The sequence below is a fragment of the Haloferax mucosum ATCC BAA-1512 genome (assembly GCF_000337815.1).
In the GTDB taxonomy this organism is placed as follows: domain Archaea; phylum Halobacteriota; class Halobacteria; order Halobacteriales; family Haloferacaceae; genus Haloferax; species Haloferax mucosum.
In genome coordinates, this window is sequence record NZ_AOLN01000011.1 from 243,420 (window position 1) to 260,064 (window position 16,645).

Below are 16,645 nucleotides of genomic sequence, written 5' to 3' on the forward strand. Positions count from 1 at the left end.
TAGCTTACGCGTCGGGTTCGGAGTCGGCGTGCTCTGCGAGCCACGTCTCGATGTCGTCGGCCATCGCCCCGCGGCGATGGATGATTCCACGGCCGGGGTCAACGACGGTGCTTTCGGTTCCAGGCGTCGTCCCCCCATCGAGGACGACCGCAACGGCTTCGCGGACGTCGTCGGAGAGTTGCGACGGGTTGGTGATACTACCTGTGCCGGAGCGATTCGCGCTGGTCGCGGTCACCGGCGTGTCGGCCCGCTCGAAGAAGTCGCACGCGAGGTCGTGGTCGGGGACGCGGACGCCCACGCGGTCGCGGCCGGCGACGAGTACGTCCGGAAGTGCGTCACGGCGTTCGACGACGACGGTCACCGGGCCGGGAAGGAACCGCCGCATGAACGCTACTTCGAGGTCGGTTGTGACGACGTATTCGAGCGCGGCATCGACGCTCGGAAAACCGGCTGAAAGCGGTTTGTCTCGGTCGCGTCCCTTGGTGTCGAAGACGCGTTCGACGGCATCCGGGTTCGTCGCGTCCGCGCCCATTCCGTAGACCGTCTCGGTCGGATAGACAACCACCTCGCCGTGACGAACGGCGTCGGCGGCGGCTGTTACGTCGTCGCTCATGGCTGAACGAACGCGAGAGCGGCGAAAAAGCGTGACGAAAGTGGATGCGGGAGGTTGGATGGTGAGTGGATGCGGGAGGTTGGATGGTGAGTGGATGGAGGCTGGTTGGTGAGTGAGTAGACGACTGGCGAGTGGCTGAATAGACGATGAGCGACGGGTGATTCCCGGCGACGGAATCGAGTCGCGCGCCAGTGCTGACGCCGATTACAGGTCCGCGACGGCGTCTGCGAGTTCGTCGTAGTCGGGGAAAGCAGGCCATTTGTCGGCGACCCACACGTACTGGACCGTGCGCGCGTCGTCGAGGAGGAAGACGGCAGGCCGGTGTTCGGTGATTCCGGCCATGCCGTCGAGGTCGTTTTCGATGCCGTAGTCGGCGGCGACGCCGGCCCCCGGGTCAGCGAACAACCGGGCGTCAACCTCGCGTTCTCGGAGGAACGACTTGTGCTCGTAGGGCGACGAGATTGAGACGCCGACAGCTTGAACCGCTTCCGGAACACCGCGGTCGCGGAGGTTGTTCCAGATGTACGTCGCCGGGAACGCGCCGTCCATCGTGTGGAAGACGAGAAGAACCGGGCCGTCGTCCGTCAGGTCCGACAGCGACGCGTTCTCCCAGAACTCGTGGTTGACGAGTGGGCGTGTGAAATCCGGAGCGGTGTCACCCACGCCCGGCGCGTCGTGGTCGGGGAGTTCGACGACGTCGAAGGCAACCATTATGCGGCCTCCCCGTAGGTCTGTTCGAGATACTCGACGATGTTTTCGGACTCGGACATCGTGACGCCGGTGTTCTCGTCAACGATGGCCGGAACGGTTCGCTTCCCCGAGATTCGCTTGACGACGTTGCGGTCGGCGTGCATCGGTTCGACGAACCGCGACCGGTAGTCGAGACCTCGTTCGTCGAGAACACGGACGACGCGCTCGCAGAAGGGACACGCTTGGAGCCGATACAGCGTAATCGCCGGTTGGTCGCCGGACATGGATGGCCGTTAGGAAGACCCTCGCCTAAGCCCTTCGCTCGCGGGTATCACCGCCGCAATGCCGAACTAGCGGAGTTCTCTGTCATCCAACCGTGTGGTCCTGTGAGAATGTTGATATGGGGCTGACGGGGCACACCAACCTAATACCGACGGACGAGAACCCGAGGGTAACTCTTAATTCCAGTGCCACGCAAGACTGTGTAGTTACATGGGCTTGCCGCCGCTACTATCACTTCCAGCCACGTTATTCGCGGTCGCACAGGTCTCGGACCTTCCCGCTGGCGACAATACGATCACCGCCCTCGGGGTGGCTGCGATTATCGTACTCATCGGACTCTCGGCGTTCTTTTCCTCCTCCGAGATTGCGATGTTCTCACTGGCGAAACACCGCGTCGACTCGATGGTCGAAGACGGAGTCCCCGGCGCAGAGCGGGTGAAAGCGCTCAAGGACGACCCTCACCGCCTCCTCGTGACCATCCTAGTCGGGAACAACATCGCCAACATCGCGATGTCCTCCATCTCGACCGGACTGCTCGTCTTTGTCGGGTTCCAACAGGGAGAGGCCGTTGCCATCGCGACATTCGGTATTACAGCAATCGTCCTGTTGTTCGGCGAGAGTGCTCCGAAATCCTACGCGGTCGAGAACACCGAGTCCTGGTCTCTCCGCATTGCACGCCCGCTGAAGTACGCAGAGCTACTGTTGCTCCCGCTCGTCGTCCTCTTCGACTACCTGACTCGGGTTGTCAACAAAATAACAGGTGGGCAGACGGCAATTGAGACGACGTACGTCACGCGCGACGAGATTCAGAACCTCATCGAGACGGGTGAACGCGAGGGCGTCATCGAAGAGGAAGAACGCGAGATGCTCGACCGCATCTTCCGTTTCAACTCGACGATTGCAAAAGAGGTCATGACGCCGCGGCTCGACATGACCGCCGTCTCTAAAGACGCGACCATCGACGAAGCCATCGAGACCTGCGTGCAGGCCGACCACGAGCGCGTCCCCGTCTACGACGGCAACCTCGACAACGTCATCGGCATCGTCAACATCCGGAATCTCGTCCGCGAGAAGTACTACGGCGAGCGCGGCGTGACCATCGCGGATATCGTCTCGCCGACACTCCACGTCCCCGAATCGAAGAACGTCGACGAACTCATGGCCGAGATGCAAGAGACCCGGATGCAGATGGTCATCGTCATCGACGAGTTCGGGACCACCGAGGGGCTCATCACGCTCGAAGACATGGTCGAAGAGATCGTCGGCGACATCCTCGAAGGCGACGAAGAAGAGCCGTTCGAGGAGGTTGACGAAGATACGTACCTCGTCCGCGGCGAGGTCAACATCGACGAGGTAAACGAGATTCTGGGCATCGAACTCCCCGAGGGCGAAGAGTTCGAGACGCTCGCCGGCTTCATCTTCAACCGCGCCGGTCGCCTCGTCGAAGAGGGCGAGGAGATAACCTACGGCGACATCGTCATCCGCATCGAACAGGTTGACAACACGCGCATCATGAAAGCGCGCATCCGAACGCACGCCGACGTGTCGGAAACCGACGCTGACGACGACGGTATCGACGAAGAAGCCGAAGTCGAACCCGACACGTAGGCGGTACGAACGGCGGTACTACGTTTTTGTGTTATCCGAAGAGCGTAAACGAGAGCAACACCAGTGCCAGCGACACCAAGGTGAGGCCGACGAGTTCGGCCGTTGTTTCGGTGCCGTCTTTGAGCCGTCGAGAGCGGTCTCGAAACCGAATCGACAGCGCGAACCCGCCGAGTCCGACGGTCCCGAAGGCGAATCCCTGAATCGAGAGTCCGGTGACGACCGCCATCGCAACGTGGTAGATACCGAACACCGCCCAGAGACCGGCGACCAGCGCGGCGAGGACGACGCGGAAGCGACGAACGTTCACACCGAGAATGCGGTCGAAACGACCGTAAAGACACCGTAGCCGAGACCGAACGCGAGGACCAACGAGCCGACCCACGCGAGAACGGTGTAGAGCATCTTCCGCCCCGAGACGCCTGAGCCACCGGCGGCGTAGCCGGAACCGATGATGGCACTGACGATGATTTCGTTGAACGAGACGGGAACGCCGAGTGCGACCGCCGTCTGCGCGATGGCGAACGAGGGAATCATCGCGGCGATAGAGCGACGCGGGCCGAGCGAAGAGTAGTCCTGCGCGAGCGCCTTAATCATGCGCGGTGCGCCGGTCCACGACCCCGCGAGGAGACCGACACCGCCGCCGACGAGGAGCGCCGGGAGCGGAACGGTCACCGCGTCGAGAAGCGGAACCAGCGGTCCGATGGCAAGTCCGACCTGACTCCCGCCAGCCGAGAAGGCGACGAGGCCGCCGAGAACGAGCAGGAAGCGTCGCTGACCGCGGGTCTGGTCCGTAGCCATCCAGCGACCGACGATTGCGACCGCGATGAGACCAACGAACAGCGAGGCGGCGACGAACCAGACCGTCTCGCCGATGCCGACGACGCCGGTCAGTTCGAGCGCGGCGGCGCGGGCGACGGACGCAGACGACCCGTTCGAACCGAGACTCGCAAACTCCATGTTGGCGACCAGCAGGCCGACGATTCCAGCGAGAATGGGAACCGTGACTCGTTCGGACGTGCCGTTGGAGCGGAGCGTTCGGGCGGTCGCGTACGACGCGCCGCCGCCGACGAACGGCGTGAGAATCCACAGGGAGAGGATTTGTTGATATTTCGCCCACGCTGGAACGCCGCCCATGGCGAGACCGACGCCGACGACGGCCCCGGTGACGGTAAAGGCGGTGGCGATGGGGTAACCGGTGAAGACGCCAAGCGCGACGAGGACCGCCGCGGTGAGAAGCGCAACGACCGCGGCGACCGCGGTCAGCGTAACGCCGCCGATGAGTTCGGTTCCGACGGCGTTCGTGACGTTCGCACCCTGCAGGAAGGCCCCGGCGAAGCCGAGCAGGCCGACGATAAATCCGGCCCGCATCACCGAGATGGCGTTGGCACCGACAGCAGGTGCAAACGGCGTCGAACCCGACGACCCGGCACCGATAGCCCACGCCATGAACAGACTCGCAAGGGCGGCGACGGCGAAGGTGGCGAGCGTACCGATAGCTACCACGACAGGACACCTCGGGAATGAGTGGAGTGCGCGGTGACCATTCTACCGGCGACGCACCTCGTCGTATCCCTCGCTCAAGCCGAGCAGGGTCCGGCGGACGAGGAGATACGCGAAGAAGACGAAGAGCAACATCACGATGAGCAAGCCCGTGAATATGGGGTCACCAACGAGAAAATCGACGATGCCGTCTACGACCAAAGGGTCGGTCATGTGCGAGGATTCCGCGGGCACGGGGTATAGCAATTTCGGCGTCAGGACGTGACGGGATACAAACACTCATACCGAAAACGCGAGTAGCGCGAACAGATGGCCGACCTCCTCCCCTCCGACGCCGGGGACACCGGGAACGCCGACGACGACCCGGACGACAGAGACCCGCGCGTCGTCGGTCTCGACAGCGACGAAGCCGACGACTTACTCGCCGCCATCTCCTCGTCTACCGCCCGGTCGGTCCTCGCGTCCCTCCACGAATCGCCCGCGACTCCGTCGGAACTCGCAACCGAGGTCGAAACGTCGCTTCAGAACGTTCAGTACCATCTCGGCAATCTCGCCGAGGCGGACCTCATCGACGTGACCGACACGCGGTACTCCGAGAAGGGCCGCGAGATGAACGTCTACGCGCCCGCCGACCGCGCGCTGGTCGTCGTCGCCGGTGACGACGACGAGACTGAAGGACTCAAAGGAGCGCTCACGCGCCTTATCGGCGGTATCGGTGTTCTCGGTATCGGCTCGGTCGTCGTGAACCGACTCGCCCGACCGGAGTCGTTCGTCCCGTTCGGACTCGGGAGCGCGGGCGAAAGTGCGGGCGGGAACGGCGGAAGCGTCGATGTCGCAACGAACGCGAACACCTCCGATGGGTCCGGGTCGGACTCGAACGTGGTCTACGAAGCAGACGAAACGACGACCGTCGCGGACGGCGGCGATGCGACCGCGGCGGATGCGGCGACGACGGCTTCGGACGCCGGAGCCACGACCGTCGAGGAAACCGTGACCGAAGCGGCGACTCGAACCGCGGAGACGGCGACGCCAGCGCCGACCGCGACGCCGACACCGGCGGCGAACACGACGACGATTGCACAACAGGCGACGGAGACGGCGGAGACAGCAACGCAACTGGCTGGAGGGTCCGGCATCGCCGAATCGTTCGGGTCGCTCTCGCCGGGGATATTGTTCTTTTTCGGCGGTTTGACGGTCCTTATCGCATGGATTGCAATCAGCGTACTCCGTGACTAAAAGGACCCTTTGAGCCTACGGTGTGTATTTGACCGCCGAACGCATACGACAAACTGCGAGGTCGCGTTCGCCCCCCACGACGGTCGGGACACGCCATCTTCGGTGCCCCTGCCCCCGTCCTGCCGTCGCCTCCCCCCGCGGCCTCGGTCCGCCTGTCATGGAACGCACGAAGCCCCTCCGCTCCAACCCTCCATTCGCGTTCCCGCTGTTCTTTCGGCCCTCCTTCGACTTATCGGCGTCCGCTGGGACCGATTCGGAACGTCTCGAACTCCTCGCCATCGACAGTGACCAGCCGGCCGCGTACGCCGCCGCCCGGCAGTTCCTCCAGTTCCGCGTGCGCCCGTTGGTTTCCGCGGGGTTGTGCGTGGCTCCCCGGATTGAGAAGCGGAATCGCACCGGTCGCGTCGAACGTCGGTCGGTGACTGTGACCGAAAATAACCGCGTCAGCGCCGCGCTCACGGCCGAACAGTGTGAGCGCGGTGCCGCCGCCGCGCCGCGTGTGCGTCAGTGCGAACTCCACGCCGCCGTAGGTGAAGTTCCGCGCCTTGGGAATCCGGTCTCGAATCGCCGCATCGTCGTTGTTGCCGAAGACGGCGAGAAACGACTCGGACTCGTCGATGAAGGCGTCGAGGACGGACTCGCGCATAAAGTCGCCCGCGTGGACGACGAGGTCTGCCTCGCGGACCGCTTCGAGCGTTCGGTTCGAGAGTCGGTGACCGTCCGTGCTGTGTGTGTCTGAGACGACGACGAGCATACCAGCGCCTAGGCGTCGGGGGGATTGAAACCCACTGACTGCGGCGCGAGAGTCGATTCAGCCGAGATGACCTGTCCGTACGTCGGTAAGTCTATCCGGGAGGGGGGAGTGGCCCACCACATGGCAGGCAGTACGTCGGTCGTCATTGCGGCTCTCTTTGCGAACGGGGCCATCGCCGTCCTCAAGTTTCTCGGATTTCTCGCAACCGGAAGCCCCTCGATGCTCTCCGAAACCTATCACTCGGTTTCAGACACCGGGAACCAGGTGTTTCTCCTCATCGGAATCAGATACAGTCGGCGCGAAGAGACCCGCGAACACCCCTTCGGTTTCGGCAAGGCGCAGTTTTTCTACTCGTTTCTCGTCTCCGTGATGCTGTTCGGTATCGCAGGCTGGGAGTCCGCGAAACACGGATACAACGCCCTGATGCACCCGGGCCACGGCGGCGGCGCAGAGCCGTTCATGTTCTTAGGCACGCAAATCGACCCAGTCTACGTCAACATCGCGATTCTCCTCGGAGCCATCGCCTTCGAGAGTTACGCCTTCCTGAAGGCGAACGCGGAACTCCGCCGTCAAATCGAGGAGTACGAGTGGAGCGGGCTCAGACAAGCGTTCCATGAGACGAGCGACGTGACGACGCTGACGGCGTTCACCGAAGACACCGTCGCGCTCGTCGGGGCAATGCTCGCGCTCGTCGGCATCGGCCTGACAGAACTGACCGGCATCGAGGCGTTCGACGCCGCCGCCGCGCTCCTCATCGGTATCCTCCTCATGGGCTTTGCCATCGCGCTCGCGTGGGAGAACAAACGACTCCTCATCGGCGAGAACGTCCCGATGCACGAAGAACAACGGCTCAAATCTATCGTCCGCGACGACCCCCACGTCAGCCACGTAGACAAGTTCCGCGCGTCCTACGTCGGTCCCGAAAAACTCCTCGTCACCCTCGACGTGAGCTTCGACCCCGAACTCGACACCGAGGAGATAGACAGATACATCAGCGACATCGAAACCGAACTCAGGTCGGCCGACGACCGTGTCCACTTCGTCTACATCGAACCCGAACTGTAACGGGCGCGTCGCCCGCGTTTCTCACCGAGACTCGACCGCGTCACCGGCGAGTTCGACCGCGTGTTCGACGTCGGCGCGCGAGACGTTCAGATTCGTCGTAAACCGGGTGTGGTACTCGCCGAACGTCCCGCCGAGGACGCCGACAGATTCGCACGCTTCGACGAACGCGTCCGCCGTCATCCCCGCCGCTTCGGAGTCTACGACGACGATGTTCGTATCGGGGGTCGCGGCCGACAGCCCATCGACGGCATCGAGACCCTCGGCGAGGACGCGGGCGTTTTCGTGGTCGTCGGCGAGTCGCTCGACGTTGTCGAGCGCGAGGAGTCCCGGCGCGGCGATGATACCCGCCTGTCGCATCCCGCCGCCGAACTGCTTGCGCACGCGAACCGCGTTCTCGACGAACGCCTCGGACCCGGCGAGAATCGACCCGACGGGCGCGCCGAGACCCTTCGAGAGACAGAACATCACGCTATCGACGCGCTCGGCCATCGCGGCGGGGTCTTCGTCGAGCGCGACGCAGGCGTTGAACAACCGTGCGCCGTCGAGGTGGACCGGAATCCCGAGTTCGTGGGCCGCGTCGGCCGCCGCGTCGATATCGGCTTTCGAGACGGCGACGCCCCCGCGAGCGTTGTGCGTGTTTTCGAGACAGAGCAGTCCGGTTCCGGCGACGTGGAGTGACTCCTCCCGCGCGTGCTCGCGGACTTGCTCGGGTGTCGGTACGCCGCGGGACCCCGCGTCGAAAGCCCGGACCTGCAAGCCCGAGAGTTGGGCAAAGCCGCCGACTTCCCACTTGTAGACGTGGGCTTCGACATCGACGAGGGCCTCCTGTCCGGGGTCGGTGTGGACGCGGGCGGCGATTTGGTTGCCCATCGTCCCGGACGGGACGAAGACCGCGTCGTCCATGCCGACCGACTCGGCGGCGCGCGCTTCGAGTTCGTTCACCGTCGGGTCGTCACCGTACACGTCGTCGCCGACATCGGCGTCGCGGGCGGCCGCGCGCATCTCGTCGGACGGGCGTGTGACGGTATCGCTTCGAAGGTCAATCATGATATAAACAGACAAACTCCCGCGAGAAATAGCCGCTGGTCGCGTGACGACACAGCGAATCGCGGACGACCAGTGTCGGCTCCAGACGGCAATGTGTACGCTTCGAAAGGTGTTTGCCCCGGGGACACACACGACGCGGTATGGACCCGCGTATCCGCGAACACGCACAGACTATCGTCGAGCACTCCACACGAGTTGAGTCCGGCGACAACGTCGTCGTCTCCGCGCCGGCAGTCGCCGACGACCTCGTCACGGCGATTTACGAACTGCTCGGCGACCGAGAAGCGAACGTCATCTCGATGGACGCGAATCCGCGATTCATGCGCGCGTTCCTCCGCGCCAGCGACACGGACGAGTTCGAGACGCCGTCGCACTTGCAGGCGCTCTACGAGGAGACAGACGTCATCATCCGAATTCGCGGCGAGACCAACGCGACCGAACAAAGCGACGTCGCGCCCGAGACCAACGCGGCGTGGAAGCGCGCGTACAAGCCGATTCAAGCGGAGATGCTCTCGAAGCGCTGGTGTCTCACGCAACACCCCGCACCCGGAAGCGCGCAACTCGCCGGCATGAGCACCGAAGCGTACGAGAACTTCGTCTACGATGCCGTCACGCTCGACTGGGACGCCCAAGCCGAGCACCAACAGCAGATGGTCGAGATTCTGGACGACGCCGACGAAGTACGCATCAAATCGGGCGACGAAACCGACGTGACGATGAGCGTCGCGGGCAACAGCACCATCAACGACAAGGGCGAACACAACCTTCCCGGCGGCGAAGTGTTCACCGCCCCCGTCAAGGACTCGGTCAACGGTGAAGTCTACTTCGACCTTCCGCTGTACCGACAGGGCCGCGAGGTTTCGGGCGTTCGCGTCCGCTTCGAAGACGGTGAGGTCGTCGGATACAGCGCAGAGCGCAACGAGGAAGTGCTCGATGGCGTGTTCGAGACTGACGAGGGCGCGCGCTATCTCGGCGAACTCGGAATCGGCATGAACCGCAGTATCGACCGCTTTACTTACAACATGCTCTTCGACGAGAAGATGGGAGATACAGTCCACATAGCCGTCGGCGCGGCCTACCCCGAAACGGTCGGCGAGGAGAACGAACTCAACGAGAGCGCAGAGCACGTCGATATGATCGTCGATATGTCCGAAGACTCCGTCATCGAAGTCGATGGCGAGGTCGTTCAGCGCAACGGGACGTTCGTGTTCGAAGACGACTTCTAAGCGTCTGGCGTCTTTTTTCTGAAGGCTCCGCGAGCGAACATCGTGAGTGATGCGGAACCCCCGAAACTGGGCCGGTCGCGTTCGAAGACGACTGCGAGTGGTCCGATGACGGGGGACCCACTTTTCCGCACGAACTGCAACGTTTCATCTCCACGTTATCGACCGATAACTGGGTCCTCGTCACGCACTCTCCAGTCGAAATGTCAGCCTTCGGAAAAGCCGTGCAACGAGCGGAACGGAGACCGTAGAAATCACGACGGAACGGCTCCGAAGCCGTCGAAGTTCCAGTCGAAACAGTTGCCTTCCAGATATGGATTGTATTGTGACAACAATCCGCATGAGTCAGTAGCTTTAATTCGGAGACCCGACGAAGACGAACCGATGCCAGCGGTTCAGTGCCGAGAGTGTGGTCGTGACATCGGCGTTCACGAAATCGAGACGACGACGCAAACCACACCCGACGGGTTCGACACGAGATATCGCTGTCCCTACTGCAAACAGGAGATGCGCGACGTGAAAACGCGAATCGTCTGAGTGTTGCTACTCGTCTACGTCGAGTTCGAACTGCTCGTTTTCGGTGACGGCGTTGAGCACGACCGACGTGTTCGACTCGCGGATGTCCGCGTCGGTGAGGAGCTTCTTGATCTGTGTGTTCATGCCGTCAGTGTCGCGGAACTTGCCGATGGCGATGATGTCGTAGTCGCCGGTGACCTCGTAGACCGAAATCATCTGTTTTTCCGTGCGGAGTCGCTCGGTAATCTCGGGGAGTGCGGAGCCCTCGACTTTGAGTTGGATGACGGCGGTCACGTCGTAGCCGAGCGCGTCATAGTTCACACGCGGTGTGTATCCCTCGATGACCCCCTCGTCTTCGAGGTCGCGCAGGTGATTCGAGACGGTCGTGACCGACACGTCGAGTTCTTCCGCGAGACTACGCAGACTCGCTCGACCGTCGCCGAGGAGTGCATTGATGAGCTTCGCATCGAGGTTTTCGTACGTCATTACATTCAGAAACCGTCCGGGGGCATTAGAATTTTACGAATATCCAATTCTATGGCGACCTGCGGGGAATTGCATTAAGCGGAAAGGTCTTTATAGTGCGGGTGTTGGAATCGCATGTTCAGGAAAATGACGGAAGACAACGTGCTCACCGACGGTGGGCTGAGCGACGAAGCACAGGCAGTTATCGACAAAATCGACTCGGAGAACGTCGATTTCCTTCGGCTTCAGTTCACGGATATACTCGGGACGGTAAAGAACGTCTCCATTCCAGCATCGCAAGCCGAGAAGGCGTTCACCGAGGGAATCTACTTCGACGGGTCGTCTATCGATGGCTTCGTGCGCATCCAGGAGTCCGACATGCGTCTCGAACCCGACCCGTCCACGTTCGCCATCCTCCCGTGGCGGAAGAAGGAAAACAGCGCGGCGGCCCGCCTCATCTGTGACGTGTTCAACACGTCCACCGGTGAGCCGTTCATCGGCGACCCGCGCGGCGTTCTCAAGCGCGCTATCGAGCGCGCAGATGACATGGGCTACGAAATCAACGCGGCCCCCGAGCCGGAGTTCTTCCTGTTCGAAGAAGACGAAGGCGGCCGCGCGACGACCGTCACGAACGACGCCGGTGGCTACTTCGACCTCGCGCCGAAGGACCTCGCGTCGGACGTACGCCGCGACATCATCTACGGTCTCGAAAGCATGGGCTTCGACATCGAAGCCTCGCACCACGAGGTCGCCGAAGGCCAACACGAGATTAACTTCACCTACGACGACGCCCTTTCGACGGCCGACAACGTCGCAACCTTCCGTTCTGTCGTCCGCGCCATCGCGGCCGAACACGACCTCCACGCGACGTTCATGCCCAAGCCAATCGCGCGAGTCAACGGCTCGGGGATGCACACACACATCTCGCTGTTCAAAGACGGCGAGAACGCGTTCCACGACGGTGCCGACGAGTTCGACCTGAGCGAGACCGCCAAGCAGTTCACCGCCGGTATCCTCGAACACGCGCCCGCTGTGACCGCCGTCGCCAACCCGACCGTGAACTCTTACAAGCGCCTCGTCCCCGGATACGAAGCGCCGGTCTACATCGCGTGGTCCGACCGTAACCGCTCGGCGCTCATCCGCAAGCCGGCCGCCCGCACGCCGGCCGCCTCGCGTATCGAAGCCCGCTTCCCCGACCCGTCGTGTAACCCGTACCTCGCCCTCGCGGCGCTCATCCACGCTGGTCTGGACGGCATCGAGCGCGGTCTCGACTGCCCCAACCCGGTCCGAGAGAACATCTACGAGTTCGACGAGGAGAAACGCGAAGAGTACGGCATCGAGACGCTCCCGAAGGACCTCGGCGCGGCCGTCGATGCGCTCGAAGAAGACGAAGTCATCCAGAACGCACTCGGCGAGCACGTCTTCGAGAAGTTTGTGCAGGCCAAGCGTTCCGAGTTCCAAGACTACCTCGTCTCGGTCTCCGAGTGGGAACTCGACCGCTACCTCGAAACGTTCTGAGCGGTTACACCCGAATACCGACCATTTTTCCACGTATGGAACCCTGAGCGACCGCTTCGGGACCGACGAGAGACGACCGAATCGTGGTGAGACGAGACGACCCAAACTGGCGAGACGACCCAAACTGAAAGGCGGCGCGTTCAGTCTGCGTTCGGCGTCGGCGTGTCACCGGAGAGTCGAAGTTGCAACTGCGGGGCGACGAGGATGAACGCGACGACCGCGGCAGTTGCGAGGACGGTGACGGGAAGCGCCGGAGAAATCGCGGCGACGCCGACCCAAAGCCCGCCCGCGGCGAAAAACGAGACGAGTCCGAGCGGCGCGGAGAGTGTGGGCAGTGACTCGTGGTCGGAGAGCCGAGACCACCCGACGAGACCACCGAGCGACCCGCCGAGGGCGGCCGCGGCGTTTTCAGCGTGTGCGGGCGCGTCGGTGACGAAGAGAACCGCGAGCGCCAGCGCACTGAGACCAGCCGCGAGCGCGAACAGTCGAATCGGGTCGAGGGAGCCGGGTGCGTCGGTCTCGTCGGCGGCCGCGACCGCGAAGACGACCTTCAGGAACGCGAGACCAAGCAGGACGCCGACGACGATGTCCACGCCGTAGTGGACGCCGAGGACGACGCGCGAAATCGAGACCGTTGCGACGAGCGCACCGGCCACGAGGAGACGGCGGGTGCGGTCCCACACGTCGAGAAGCGCGACGGACGCGCCGTAGACGACCGTCGTTCCGAGAGCGTGACCGCTCGGGAAGCCGAAGCCGTCGTCGGTGGTGAACGCGACGAACAAGTCGGAAAGCGGTGTCGGCCACGCCGGCGCGGCGGAGACGGCGGCCGACGGCGGACGCGGCAGGGCGAAGCCGACTTTCAGCGCGGTGACGAGCGCGAGCGACGCGAGGGCGAGACCGACGAACGACGCCGCCGTCCGCCGCGGTCGGTCGGTGATTCGAGGGCGACGAAGCCAGTACAGTGCGGTGAACGCGACGAAGAACCACCACTGGTCGCCGAGTTGCGTGACGAGACCGAACAGAAAGACGACTGCGTCGGGCGCGGTCGAAAGCACGGTTTCGCCGACGCCGCGAGTCTGGAGGAGAAACATTTCAGCGACGGCGTTCTCGAACGGCGTCGATGGCGCGGCCGGGGACGCCGAGCGCGTTCAGGCCGATTCCGAAGATGACAAACAGGACGTAGAGTCCGAGCGTCGAGAGGAAGATGATAATCATCGCTACCATTGCGATGAGGTCCGAGTTCAGATAATAAAACGCGCCGAGCGTGAGAACGACGCCGTAAGCGAGGACGAGGTAGGGACCCCACCCACGGGCTTTCCCGCGGCGAATGCGACGGCGGACGTACCGCTTCAACTCGGCTTCGAGTTTGGGCTTTTCGACCGTCCGGTCGGTTACGTCGTCCTCGAACGCGTCGAGGTCCGCACGGAGTTCCTCGACCTGCGATTCCAACTCCTCGATGTCGGGAGCGCCACGCGGCGAGACGGACGCGCCGGTCTGGTGTTCGTCGTCGGCGTCGTCGCCCGTCCGTGGACCATCTGTGTCACCTCGGTCGTCGCTCATATCCGTACGACCCTCATGTCGAACTCCCGTATGTTGTACCTGCCGGTCCGTTCCGCCCGGTCCCCCGGGCCGGTCGCCCGATTTCGACGCGTCGGCGACGCTGACGACGCCCGCGAGGACAGCGTTGATAACCGCCCCCGAAAGCAGGATAAGACCGGAGAAGTAGAACCACGTCACGAGGAGTAAGAGCGTCCCGAGCGCGCCCGCGACCGACGACCCGGCGACCTGCGCGTAGATGCCGAAGCCGACGCCGAGGGCGGTCCAGCCGACCGCCGCGAAGAGCGTCCCCGGAACGACCTGCCGCGCCGAGAGGTTCGCATCGGGAAAGACGTAGTACAACGGGAAGAACGCCGCACAGAGCGTGAGGAGGAGGAAAAGCGGGGAGAGGTATTGAACGAACGGAATCCGAAGGATGCCGAGAAGTGCGGTCACGATGGCGACGCCGAGAGTGCCGAGACCGATGCTTGCGAGGGCGATACCGCCGTCACGGAGTTGGTCTACGAGTCCCCCGGCTTCCGAGCCGTAGATGCGTGAGAAGGCGATATCCAGCCCGCGAAAGAGCTTCAGCGCGCCCCACAGGGTCAAGCCGAGACTTACGACGCCGACGCTTCCCTGACCGGTTCTATCGGAGAGGGCCTCCTGCACGAGGTCCTGGCCGGTCGGAACGAGATACTGCTCGACGAGGGATTGGAGTTGCATCTGGAGCGGTTCGCCGCCGACGGTAGTTGCGACGATGGCGCCGAGAACGAGAAGCGGGATGAGCGAGACGAGCGTGTAGTACGAGATGCTCGCGGCGAGAAACGAAATCTCCTTTTCGCGGACCGTATCCACCACGGCCCGTGCCACGGGAACGGCAGTTCGAATCTTGGCGCTCACGTATCACTAAAACGACACGGGAGGCAAAGAAGCTAGCCCGAATTCGGGTGTGGGTGAGTCGGTGACTCAGGCTTCCGGGTCGAGTTCGGCTGTGGCTTCGCGTATCTCCGCGACCGTCGCGTCCGTCTTGAACGCGGTTCCGTGGTAGTGAGCGGGTGTCGCGTCGAAACCGGCGTCACGGAGCGTTTCGATGAACGTCTCCATCTTCGACGCCGACCGCCCCCAGAGTTTGCAGAGTCGGTGTTGGTCGAAGTGCGTCGGCGTGTCGAGTTCGACGGCGAGGGTGTCGAGCAGTTTCCGAGCGCGCTTTGCGGTGCCGAAGTCGTCTGTCACCTCGTCACGGACGGCTTCGACGAACTCGGGTTCCGAGACGGGACCGAGCCAGATTGGACCGGCTTCGAGGATGCGCGTCGAGTCGCAGTTCGGGCATGTCGCTGGTGGGTGTGCGACGAGAGCGTATTCGGCCTCGCGGTGCAGGCAGTCCTCGCAGTGGTAGACGAAGCCGGTCGATTCGAGGAGTTCGTCGGCTTTCGTCGCTCGTTCGTCGAGTTCGAGGTAGGCCCGCGCGTAGTGGCGGGTCGCGTGCGAGAGAATCGGGACGGCGGCTTTGTCGTAGCGAGCGGCGGTTCGGACCATCGCGCCGAGAAGGACGCGCAGGCCCATCTCGGGGTGGTAGTCGGTGTTCTGGGGGAGACAGCCGTACTTTCGGATACCGCTTTTCTGGTGTGCGCCGCAGAGCGGTGCGGTGTCGGTCGCGGTGACGCAGACGAGGTCGCGGGTGTTGGCGAACGCGGGGTCCGCAAACGGCATCGGCGTGCCGAACGGGTCGAGGTCAACCACGTCGAAGACGGAGTCGTACATGAGCGCGTTGGCGTTTTGCAGGACCGCCTCGCCGCCGTTTCCGGCGCGGTCGAGGTTCTTTTGGGCGAGTTCGACGGCGTCGGCGTCGAGGTCGGCACAGGTCACGTCGTAGCCCTCGGCGGCGGCGCGGACGCCGCGAATACCGGAGGCGGCCATCGCGTCGAGATACGATTCGGCGCGCGGTTCGCGCTCGGAGAAGGCCCGGAGGACGGCCACCGTCACGTCTCGGTTCAATTCCTGTGTCGGGTTGTAGAACACGTCGTCACCGGTCCCCTCGGACGCCCCGTCGCGGGCATCAGGCACCTCGATTTCGACGCCACCCTCACTCACGTGCATATCCGGAGTCGCCCGCGCGGGCGGAAACCGATTGCGATGCGTCGCGGAATCGCCGGGCGCGCGGCCGGTCACGGAATCGCCACGCGGCCCCCGAAACCCACCGGTTGGGGCATCGAATGCGTTTTCACCGGCACCGACGAAGGCGAGGGTGTGGATACGGTTGACGACTGGCGAGCGGCCCTCTCCGAGACCGGCGCGCTCTCGCCACCAATCGTGCAGGCCATCGCGGACGCCCACGGCGACCGCGGGATTCAGGCCATCGAGGCCGTCTCAGAGCGACGCGTGAAGCGCTACCGCGACTTCGACGTAGTCGTCGGCTACGACGACGAATACGTGGTCGAAGGCCGTGGCTGTACCTGTAAAGACACCATCTACAACCTCGACCCCGACGAAGGCGAGCGCTGTTGGCACGTCCTCGCGGTCGATGTCGCCGAAGCGCTCGGCGAACTCGACCACCACGACATGTGGTACTCCGAAGTTCGAGAGTTTCTGTAA

General features: G+C 63.4%; 19 protein-coding genes. 7 read left to right on the forward strand and 12 right to left on the reverse strand.

Translation table 11 applies throughout. The features are described from left to right. Positions 1–4: 4 nt before the first annotated feature. The 3 genes from C440_RS08030 to C440_RS08040 form a co-directional block, all read right to left on the reverse strand. Positions 5–613, reverse strand: coding sequence for an L-threonylcarbamoyladenylate synthase (locus tag C440_RS08030; protein ID WP_008319860.1), 609 nt, complete (start codon positions 611–613; stop codon positions 5–7). A 204-nt stretch (positions 614–817) separates the two neighbouring features. Next, positions 818–1,324 (reverse strand): redoxin domain-containing protein, encoded by a 507-nt coding sequence (locus tag C440_RS08035; RefSeq protein WP_008319861.1) that lies wholly within the window; start codon positions 1,322–1,324, stop codon positions 818–820. Next, the gene (locus C440_RS08040; RefSeq protein ID WP_008319862.1) at positions 1,324–1,587 is read right to left on the reverse strand and encodes a glutaredoxin family protein; all 264 of its coding nucleotides are present in this window, start codon (positions 1,585–1,587) and stop codon (positions 1,324–1,326) included. The genes C440_RS08035 and C440_RS08040 overlap by 1 nt, the downstream gene beginning before the upstream one ends. Before the next feature lie 208 nt (positions 1,588–1,795). On the opposite strand from C440_RS08040, the gene C440_RS08045 reads away from it, so the two are divergent. Next, positions 1,796–3,193 (forward strand): hemolysin family protein, encoded by a 1,398-nt coding sequence (locus C440_RS08045; RefSeq protein WP_008319863.1) that lies wholly within the window; start codon positions 1,796–1,798, stop codon positions 3,191–3,193. Positions 3,194–3,224: 31 nt separating this feature from the next. On the opposite strand, the gene C440_RS08050 is transcribed toward C440_RS08045, so the two are convergent. Genes C440_RS08050 through C440_RS17730 form a run of 3 tightly spaced genes read right to left on the reverse strand, consistent with a single transcriptional unit; the run spans position 3,225 to position 4,906 of the window. Further along, positions 3,225–3,500, reverse strand: coding sequence for a hypothetical protein (locus C440_RS08050; RefSeq protein WP_008319864.1), 276 nt, complete (start codon positions 3,498–3,500; stop codon positions 3,225–3,227). Continuing rightward, positions 3,497–4,696 carry an inorganic phosphate transporter gene (locus C440_RS08055; RefSeq protein WP_008319865.1) on the reverse strand — a complete coding sequence of 400 codons (1,200 nt, stop codon included), beginning with the start codon at positions 4,694–4,696 and terminating at the stop codon, positions 3,497–3,499. The genes C440_RS08050 and C440_RS08055 overlap by 4 nt, the downstream gene beginning before the upstream one ends. A 42-nt stretch (positions 4,697–4,738) precedes the next feature. Continuing rightward, complete coding sequence (locus tag C440_RS17730) at positions 4,739–4,906, reverse strand: DUF7859 family protein (protein ID WP_169317788.1); 168 nt, start codon at positions 4,904–4,906, stop codon at positions 4,739–4,741. A gap of 96 nt (positions 4,907–5,002) precedes the next feature. Between C440_RS17730 and C440_RS08060 the strand changes: the two genes are divergently transcribed. Continuing rightward, a complete protein-coding gene (locus tag C440_RS08060; protein WP_008319867.1) occupies positions 5,003–5,929 on the forward strand; it encodes an ArsR/SmtB family transcription factor in 927 nt (308 codons plus the stop codon). 229 nt (positions 5,930–6,158) lie between these two features. Here C440_RS08060 and C440_RS08065 read toward each other — a convergent pair whose 3' ends face one another. Continuing rightward, positions 6,159–6,683, reverse strand: coding sequence for a metallophosphoesterase (locus tag C440_RS08065; protein WP_008319868.1), 525 nt, complete (start codon positions 6,681–6,683; stop codon positions 6,159–6,161). A gap of 120 nt (positions 6,684–6,803) precedes the next feature. On the opposite strand from C440_RS08065, the gene C440_RS08070 reads away from it, so the two are divergent. After that, entirely contained in the window at positions 6,804–7,748 is a 945-nt protein-coding gene (locus tag C440_RS08070) for a cation diffusion facilitator family transporter (protein WP_008319869.1), read from the forward strand. Between the two features lie 21 nt (positions 7,749–7,769). Here the strand turns inward: C440_RS08070 and C440_RS08075 are convergent, their stop codons facing one another. After that, on the reverse strand, positions 7,770–8,795 hold the full coding sequence (locus C440_RS08075; protein WP_008319870.1) for a threonine aldolase family protein: 1,026 nt from the start codon (positions 8,793–8,795) through the stop codon (positions 7,770–7,772). Between the two features lie 140 nt (positions 8,796–8,935). Here C440_RS08075 and C440_RS08080 point away from each other — a divergent pair, with 140 nt between their 5' ends. Beyond that, positions 8,936–10,021 (forward strand): aminopeptidase, encoded by a 1,086-nt coding sequence (locus C440_RS08080; RefSeq protein WP_008319871.1) that lies wholly within the window; start codon positions 8,936–8,938, stop codon positions 10,019–10,021. Between the two features lie 381 nt (positions 10,022–10,402). Continuing rightward, positions 10,403–10,555, forward strand: a complete 153-nt coding sequence (locus C440_RS17735; RefSeq protein WP_008319873.1) for a hypothetical protein — start codon at positions 10,403–10,405, stop codon at positions 10,553–10,555. 6 nt (positions 10,556–10,561) lie between these two features. Here the strand turns inward: C440_RS17735 and lrp are convergent, their stop codons facing one another. Beyond that, a complete protein-coding gene (gene lrp / locus C440_RS08085) occupies positions 10,562–11,029 on the reverse strand; it encodes an HTH-type transcriptional regulator Lrp (protein WP_449404596.1) in 468 nt (155 codons plus the stop codon). Between the two features lie 117 nt (positions 11,030–11,146). On the opposite strand from lrp, the gene glnA reads away from it, so the two are divergent. Continuing rightward, positions 11,147–12,517 carry a type I glutamate--ammonia ligase gene (gene glnA / locus C440_RS08090; protein WP_008319875.1) on the forward strand — a complete coding sequence of 457 codons (1,371 nt, stop codon included), beginning with the start codon at positions 11,147–11,149 and terminating at the stop codon, positions 12,515–12,517. Between the two features lie 140 nt (positions 12,518–12,657). On the opposite strand, the gene C440_RS08095 is transcribed toward glnA, so the two are convergent. From C440_RS08095 to C440_RS08105, 3 genes are all read right to left on the reverse strand, one after another. After that, positions 12,658–13,608, reverse strand: coding sequence for a phosphatase PAP2 family protein (locus tag C440_RS08095; protein WP_008319876.1), 951 nt, complete (start codon positions 13,606–13,608; stop codon positions 12,658–12,660). Position 13,609: 1 nt separating this feature from the next. After that, a complete protein-coding gene (locus tag C440_RS08100) occupies positions 13,610–14,953 on the reverse strand; it encodes a YihY/virulence factor BrkB family protein (RefSeq protein ID WP_049915540.1) in 1,344 nt (447 codons plus the stop codon). A 66-nt stretch (positions 14,954–15,019) separates the two neighbouring features. Continuing rightward, on the reverse strand, positions 15,020–16,150 hold the full coding sequence (locus C440_RS08105) for a tRNA (guanine(26)-N(2))-dimethyltransferase (RefSeq protein WP_008319878.1): 1,131 nt from the start codon (positions 16,148–16,150) through the stop codon (positions 15,020–15,022). Positions 16,151–16,300: 150 nt separating this feature from the next. On the opposite strand from C440_RS08105, the gene C440_RS08110 reads away from it, so the two are divergent. After that, on the forward strand, positions 16,301–16,645 hold the full coding sequence (locus tag C440_RS08110; protein WP_049915616.1) for a metal-binding protein: 345 nt from the start codon (positions 16,301–16,303) through the stop codon (positions 16,643–16,645).

What these genes read in the sequence shown, in the direction of transcription:
- C440_RS17735 (WP_008319873.1), top strand. Translation starts at nt 10,403, where the DNA reads ATGCCAGCGGTTCAGTGCCGAGAGTGTGGTCGTGACATCGGCGTTCAC.
- C440_RS08040 (WP_008319862.1), bottom strand. Translation starts at nt 1,587, where the DNA reads ATGTCCGGCGACCAACCGGCGATTACGCTGTATCGGCTCCAAGCGTGT.
- C440_RS08045 (WP_008319863.1), top strand. Translation starts at nt 1,796, where the DNA reads ATGGGCTTGCCGCCGCTACTATCACTTCCAGCCACGTTATTCGCGGTC.
- C440_RS17730 (WP_169317788.1), bottom strand. Translation starts at nt 4,906, where the DNA reads ATGACCGACCCTTTGGTCGTAGACGGCATCGTCGATTTTCTCGTTGGT.
- glnA (WP_008319875.1), top strand. Translation starts at nt 11,147, where the DNA reads ATGACGGAAGACAACGTGCTCACCGACGGTGGGCTGAGCGACGAAGCA.
- C440_RS08060 (WP_008319867.1), top strand. Translation starts at nt 5,003, where the DNA reads ATGGCCGACCTCCTCCCCTCCGACGCCGGGGACACCGGGAACGCCGAC.
- C440_RS08095 (WP_008319876.1), bottom strand. Translation starts at nt 13,608, where the DNA reads ATGTTTCTCCTCCAGACTCGCGGCGTCGGCGAAACCGTGCTTTCGACC.
- C440_RS08070 (WP_008319869.1), top strand. Translation starts at nt 6,804, where the DNA reads ATGGCAGGCAGTACGTCGGTCGTCATTGCGGCTCTCTTTGCGAACGGG.
- C440_RS08065 (WP_008319868.1), bottom strand. Translation starts at nt 6,683, where the DNA reads ATGCTCGTCGTCGTCTCAGACACACACAGCACGGACGGTCACCGACTC.
- C440_RS08105 (WP_008319878.1), bottom strand. Translation starts at nt 16,150, where the DNA reads ATGCACGTGAGTGAGGGTGGCGTCGAAATCGAGGTGCCTGATGCCCGC.
- C440_RS08035 (WP_008319861.1), bottom strand. Translation starts at nt 1,324, where the DNA reads ATGGTTGCCTTCGACGTCGTCGAACTCCCCGACCACGACGCGCCGGGC.
- C440_RS08030 (WP_008319860.1), bottom strand. Translation starts at nt 613, where the DNA reads ATGAGCGACGACGTAACAGCCGCCGCCGACGCCGTTCGTCACGGCGAG.
- C440_RS08080 (WP_008319871.1), top strand. Translation starts at nt 8,936, where the DNA reads ATGGACCCGCGTATCCGCGAACACGCACAGACTATCGTCGAGCACTCC.
- C440_RS08075 (WP_008319870.1), bottom strand. Translation starts at nt 8,795, where the DNA reads ATGATTGACCTTCGAAGCGATACCGTCACACGCCCGTCCGACGAGATG.